General features: G+C 74.5%; 4 protein-coding genes. 1 reads left to right on the top strand and 3 read right to left on the bottom strand.

What is annotated here, in order from left to right; genetic code table 11:
• The 3 genes from E4099_RS29260 to E4099_RS29270 all read right to left on the bottom strand — a co-directional run.
• Window positions 1-1,143: serine hydrolase domain-containing protein (locus E4099_RS29260; RefSeq protein WP_135342134.1), on the bottom strand; the 1,143-nt coding region annotated here is incomplete at its 3' end.
• An 84-nt stretch (window positions 1,144-1,227) separates the two neighbouring features.
• Window positions 1,228-2,871, bottom strand: a complete 1,644-nt coding sequence (locus tag E4099_RS29265; protein WP_135342135.1) for an alkaline phosphatase D family protein — start codon at window positions 2,869-2,871, stop codon at window positions 1,228-1,230.
• A 360-nt stretch (window positions 2,872-3,231) separates the two neighbouring features.
• Entirely contained in the window at window positions 3,232-3,591 is a 360-nt protein-coding gene (locus tag E4099_RS29270) for a MazG-like family protein (protein ID WP_135342136.1), read from the bottom strand.
• A gap of 159 nt (window positions 3,592-3,750) precedes the next feature.
• Between E4099_RS29270 and E4099_RS29275 the strand changes: the two genes are divergently transcribed.
• Window positions 3,751-4,359 (top strand): hypothetical protein, encoded by a 609-nt coding sequence (locus tag E4099_RS29275; RefSeq protein WP_135342137.1) that lies wholly within the window; start codon window positions 3,751-3,753, stop codon window positions 4,357-4,359.
• The last annotated feature ends 298 nt before the right edge of the window (window positions 4,360-4,657 follow it).

Genomic DNA, 4,657 nt, shown 5'->3' on the forward strand with positions numbered 1-4,657 from the left:
GGCCAGGGCTGTTGCGGCGGCTGCGCGGGGGGTGCTGCCGGCGGTGGGGCGGCGGACCGGGTGCACGGTGTTGGCCAGCAGCACCAGGAAGGCGCCGGTCGCCCGGTCGAGCACCAGGCTGGTGCCGGTGAACCCGGTGTGCCCGGCCGCTCCCTGCCCGGCCAGCTCGCCCATGTACCAGGGCTGGTCCACCTCGAACCCCAGCCCCGGCGCGGTGAGCAGCAGGTCGACGGAGGCGGGGGCCAGCACCCGGACGCCCTGGTACGTGCCGCCGCCCAGCAGCATCCGGCACAGCCGCGCCAGGTCCCGGACGGTGCCGAAGAGCCCGGCGTGGCCGGCCACCCCGCCCAGGGCGTGGGCGTTCTCGTCGTGCACCCGGCCGCGCAGCATGCCCCGGTCCAGCTTGGCCCAGGGCCGCCGCTGGTCCTCGGTGGCGGCGATCCTCGGCAGCAGCGCGGCGGGGGGCCGGAAGCAGGTGTCCCGCATGCCCAGCGGGCCGGTGACCACCTCGGCGAGCAGCCGGTCCAGCGTCCGTCCGGTGATCCGCTCCAGGACGCGCTGGAGCAGCAGGGGGTTGAGGTCGGAGTAGCGGCGCTCGCCGCCGGGCGGGCCGATCGGCTGCTCGGTGAAGAGGGCCGCCTCCCGTTCCGGCTGCCCGGGGCAGTCGTACAGCGGCAGTTCGGGGCGGAGCCCGGAGGTGTGGGTGAGCAGCTGCCGGGCAGTAATCCGGTGCTCGGCGGCGGCGGTCAGCTCCGGTGCGTACTCGGCCACCGGCCGGTCCGGGTCCAGGGTGCCGCGCTCCACGCACCAGACCGCCAGTACGGCGGTGCCCAGCTTGGTGAGGGAGGCCAGGTCGAAGACGGTGTCGATACGGGCCGGCACCCGGGCGGCCGGGGGCAGCTCCACCCCGCGGTCGGTGGCCGGGTCGTAGCCGGCGTACCGCACCGCCCAGCCGTACGCGGCCTCGGCCAGGGTCCGCTCGCCCTGCCCGGCGAGCACCACCGCGCCCGGCGCCCAGGGCCGCTCCCCCTCGGTGAGCGCGGCCACCCCGCGTACCAGTTCGCGCACCGCGGCCACCGGGGGCGGGGCGTCGGGGCCGCTCGCCGCGCCGTACCGGGCCGGGTTCCCATCCACTGCTGCCATGGCGGCACGGTGCCATGCGGTGGGCCGCCGCCGCGAGCCCACCCGGATCCCGGGGTGGGCTCGCGGCGTATGCCGGGGGCCGGGTCAGAGCTGGTGGAGGCCCGGGTTGCCGGACTCCGTGGCGAAGGAGGCGGCGGTGCTCACCGGGGCGTCGGGGGCGCTGATGTACGGGACGGTCCGGTAGTCGGCGCGGGCCTGGGAGCCGTCCAGGGTGACCACGGAGTAGCCGCGCAGCCCGTTGTAGAACTTCATGTGCGGGTTGGCCGCCAGGTAGGTCGCCCAGTTGGACGGCTTCTCGGCGCCGTCCTTCCCGCTGCTGACCGAGGTGCCGACGAACTCCACGCCCACGGTGCGGGAGTCCGGGGCGTCGAAGTCCCGCTTGATGTCCATGGCGTAGGAGACGTGCACATCGCCGGTGAGGACCACGAAGTTGTCCAGGCCGGCCTGCTCGACACCGGCCAGGATCCGTTCGCGGGAGGCCGGGTAGCCGTCCCAGGCGTCCATGGCGAGCTTGGAGCGGGCGGCGGTGGTGTTCTTGCGCCGGGAGAAGGTGACCTGCTGGGGCAGGACGTTCCAGGTGGCGGTGGAGCGGCGGAAGCCGTCCAGCAGCCAGCGCTCCTGGGTGGCGCCGGTCAGGGTGCGGGCCGGGTCCTCGGACTCCGGTCCCGGGTACTGCCAGCCGTCGCCGTACGCCTGGTCGGAGCGGTACTGCCGGGTGTCCAGGATGTCGAACTGGGCCAGCCGGCCGTAGTGGAAGCGGCGGTAGAGCCGCATGTCCGGGCCGACCGGCTGCTGCGGCAGGCGCAGCGGCATGTTCTCCCAGTAGGCGCGGTAGGCGGCGGCGCGGCGGACCAGGAAGTCCTCCGTGGGGCTGCCGTGCTCGTCGGTGTCGCCGGCGTAGTTGTTCTCGGTCTCGTGGTCGTCCCAGGTGACGTACCAGGGGAAGGCGGCGTGCGCGGCCTGGAGGTCCGGGTCGGTCTTGTAGAGGGCGTAGCGCAGCCGGTACTCGTCCAGGGTGACGGTCTCCCGGTTGAACCAGTCGGGCAGCGTGCGGTCGGTGTACTTGCGTGCGCCGCCGGTGGCGTTGACCGCGTACTCGTAGAGGTAGTCGCCGACGTGGAAGACGGCGTCCAGCTCCTCGTCGGCGAGGTGGCCGAGCGCGGTGAAGTAGCCGTCGTGGTACGCCTGGCAGGAGGTCAGGCCGAAGCGGCCCTCGCTGACCCGGCTGCCGCGGGCCGGGGTGGTGCGGGTGCGGCCGGCCGGGCTGATCCAGTTGCCGACCCGGAAGCGGTACCAGTACACCCGGTCCGCTTCCAGGCCCCCGACGTCCACATGCACCGTGTGGTCGAAGGCGGCGTACGCGGGGGCGGTGCCCCGCCGCACCCGTCGGCTGAAGCGCTGGTCGTGGGCGATCTCCCAGTGCACCCGTACGGCTCCGGAAGCGGGCAGGCCGTGGCCGGGCTCGTAGGGTCTGGGGGCCAGTCGGGTCCACAGCACCACGGAGTCCGGCAGCGGGTCTCCGGAGGCCACGCCCAGGGTGAACGGATCCTCGTCGAGCGCGTACGACCTCGCCTCGGCCGCGTGCGCGCTGGGCAGGTTGGTGGTGAAGGCGAGCGCCGCCGCGGCGGAGGTGGCGGTCAGGAAGCCGCGGCGGCCCAGGCGGGCGGCGGCGGCCTTGATCTGCTGGTGGGGTGAGCTGCTGTCAGCTGTGTGTGCCATCGGTGTCATCTGCCTTCCCCTGACATGAGGTGTCAGAGGAATTGGAGTGGAAGCGAGCGGCGAAGTACCGACCCGTGCACGACACTTTTATGGCCTTCGGATGAGCGCCGCATCCGCATCGGGCATTCGGCCCAAAACATCGGACCGCCGGTCTCCGCGGACCGGACGGCCCGTCAAGGCCGCCGTCCGCTGGGGCTTTTGCCGGCGGGGCGACTCGTGAGGTGCCGTTCGCCGAGCCGGCGCGTACGGCCGGCGCGAGGGCTCCGCTTCCGTTGGTGCCGAATGCCCGATTTGCGGTGGTGCTGGCCGGCTGGGCACCGTGTCCCGGGCGCGGCCGAGTTCCGCTCTGGCGCCATGATCCCTCCCCTGCTACGTGCCCTCCGAGGCGAGCGAACGGGCGGTGACCCGGCGCAGATGCGCGGCGAACACCTCGCGGGCGTCGGGGGTGAGCGATGCCAGGGCCACCATCGCGGTGAGGATGACGTCGCACAGCTCGGCGTGGACCTCCTCCCAGGTGTGGGTGAGGCCCTTGCGGGGGTTCTGGCCGGTGGCCCCGAAGACCGCCGCCGCCACCTCGCCCACCTCTTCGGAGAGCTTCAGCACCCGCAGCAGCGACCGCTGCTCGGGCGGGACCGCGCTGTTCCGGTCCAGCCAGGCGACCAGCTGCCTGACGGAGTCCCAGACCGGGTCCCCCGCCGGTTCGTTCGGGGCCTGTACCCGCTCGCCCATGCGCCCCTCCTCCCTGTGACACGGCGCTCGCCCGGAGCCTAGGGCCTGGCGGCGGGGCGCGGGGCGGCCCTGGGGAGTACACCACTCTCGCGGTATGGCATGGTCGTCTTCCCGCGCGCTCCCGCCGTCCCCCACACGCCTTCACGAAGTGAGACCGCCGTGCGATCCTGGCCGATCATCCTGGGCGCCCGACTGCTGCCCGTGGCCGCACTCGCCGCCGCCGGGCTGGCCCTCTCCGGCACCGGCTCGTCCGATGCCCCGCCGAGCGGACCGGAGGCCCGCTCCGAGCCGGCCGGCGTCCACCCCGCCACCACGGTGCGCTTCCGCCGCCCGCCCGCCGATGCCTGCGCCGCGCTGCCGGCCAAGACGGTGCGGAAGCTGGTGCCCGGCGCCCCGACCGGCGGGACCGCGCTGCAGTCCAGCGACCTGAACCGCCGCACCGGCTGCTCCTGGCACGCGCTGGACGGCTACGACTACCGCTGGCTGGACATCACCTTCACCGTCGCCCCGCCCACCGCGCCGCGGCCCGCCGCGCCCGAGGGCCGGCGGCTGACCGGTCTCGGCGACGCCGCCGGCATCCGCGAGCGGCTCACCACCGAGGACGACCAGCAGACCCGCGAGGCGGTGCTGACGGTACGGGTGGACAACGCGATGCTCACCGTCACCTACAACGGCAGTGATTTCGAGAGCGGTACGGCGCCGGGGGCCACTGCGATCCGCGAGGGCGCGCTGAGCGCGGCGCGGGCGGCCCTGCCCGCTCTGCGCTGAACCGCGCGCCACTCGCCGACTGCGCGCCCGGCCGGTTCGCCGCTGCCTCCCGCCCGGCCGGGGCCCGGCTCGTACCCGGTCGGGGCTCGGTCCGTATCCCTCCAGGTCTCGGCCCATACGCGGCCCGGACTCGTCCGGGGCTCGGCCGGCCGCCGGTAACGTCCTGTGGTGCACACCAGGGCCCCGCCCGGTCAGCTCCTCCGGGCGGTGGCCGGTACCGGTGGAAAGCGGTCCCGCACCCGTTCGGGTGGTGCCCGGAGCGGGTATACCCCCAACCAGCCCCCGGGGCGCTCCCCCC

Origin of the sequence: Streptomyces palmae (genome assembly GCF_004684805.1) — a bacterium.
Taxonomy (GTDB): Bacteria; Actinomycetota; Actinomycetes; order Streptomycetales; family Streptomycetaceae; genus Streptomyces; species Streptomyces palmae.

Coding starts and splice junctions, on each gene's coding strand:
- E4099_RS29265 (WP_135342135.1), bottom strand. CDS start 2,871: ATGACACCGATGGCACACACAGCTGACAGCAGCTCACCCCACCAGCAG.
- E4099_RS29270 (WP_135342136.1), bottom strand. CDS start 3,591: ATGGGCGAGCGGGTACAGGCCCCGAACGAACCGGCGGGGGACCCGGTC.